Consider the following 1,027-nt stretch of genomic DNA (forward strand, 5'->3'; position numbering starts at 1 on the left):
CGGGGAGCTGCGGCCGGATGGTGCCAAGCTTCTTTCTAAGTAGCAATAGTCCGAGAGGGTGGCTTGCTGCGCCGTGTCCTCGCGGCTATCGACCTAGAGTCTGAGACGTTCGATATCGACGTCGGAATAGCCAGCTTGATGACCCGCGTAACCGGCATATCCCGGATAGCCGGGATAGCCCGCATATCCGGGGTACCCGGGGTATCCCGGATATCCACGGTAGGGCTGAGCCTGGCGCTTCAAGAGTCGATTGCCCACAACACTGCCGAGGTACTTTCCATGTTTGTCGGCGGCGTCGTTGTCGCCCCAAGGGAACCACCCGATCCAGTGTCCATGCTTGTCGAAGATGAATTTGTCTTCGCTGGTGCGGCGGAATGCAATGGGATGGCCATGTAGGTCGAAGAGGAAGATAGCCATCACGCGCACGACGGGAGGTGGTCTATCTTGCTGCGCAAGGTTGTGTCGGCGACCATGTCGCGCCAGCTACCACCGCAGAGGATAACGGTGAAGCCGTCGATGTTCTTGGGCGCGCTGGTGAATTGCAGAGCCATAAATGGGGCCTTTCTGGTATGCCGGTGGAGCCGTAGTCGGCTCCACTGAGTATTCGAGTCTCTGAGCCCCATCCGATCGTGCGCTTGAGCCCCACTGGTCGTGCGGAAGAGCACCAGTGGTGGTGTGGCTCAGCACCACAGGTGCTCCCCGTCACGGATTACGCGGTCGCAAGGGCGGCTTGTTCCCTCATGTTGTAGGTGCCGGTGTCGACCCAGGTGGTGTTGTGGATTATGCGGTCCATGATGGCGTGACTATGTCAAGGAATTTCGGACCCACTAGGGCAATCTAAGCCGGACCCACCGCGTTGATGGTGTTGCGGATAGGTCAGCGTTCGATGTAATGTCAGTGAATGCTGACTATTGCCTCCCGTGCTGATGTGATGAACCGTTTGGGTCGCGCGATGGCGGATCCGACCAGATCACGGATCCTGCTCTCACTGCTCGAGCGCCCCGGCTATCCGGGCGCATTAGCGACG

2 protein-coding genes and 1 pseudogene are annotated in these 1,027 nt (G+C 59.1%); 1 reads left to right on the forward strand and 2 read right to left on the reverse strand.

Going from position 1 to position 1,027, the window contains the following annotated elements; genetic code table 11:
- Positions 1–93: 93 nt before the first annotated feature.
- Together JF66_RS21300 and JF66_RS25100 are read right to left on the reverse strand one after the other, a co-directional pair.
- Positions 94–417, reverse strand: a complete 324-nt coding sequence (locus JF66_RS21300) for a hypothetical protein (RefSeq protein ID WP_035881000.1) — start codon at positions 415–417, stop codon at positions 94–96.
- Positions 417–551, reverse strand: a complete 135-nt coding sequence (locus tag JF66_RS25100) for a hypothetical protein (protein ID WP_255351561.1) — start codon at positions 549–551, stop codon at positions 417–419. Before JF66_RS25100 ends, JF66_RS21300 begins: the two co-directional genes overlap by 1 nt.
- 350 nt (positions 552–901) lie before the next feature.
- On the opposite strand from JF66_RS25100, the pseudogene JF66_RS24885 reads away from it, so the two are divergent.
- Positions 902–1,027 (forward strand): annotated as a pseudogene (locus JF66_RS24885) (transcriptional regulator); the annotation flags it as partial.

It is taken from the genome of Cryobacterium sp. MLB-32 (genome assembly GCF_000738085.1).
Classification (GTDB): domain Bacteria; phylum Actinomycetota; class Actinomycetes; order Actinomycetales; family Microbacteriaceae; genus Cryobacterium.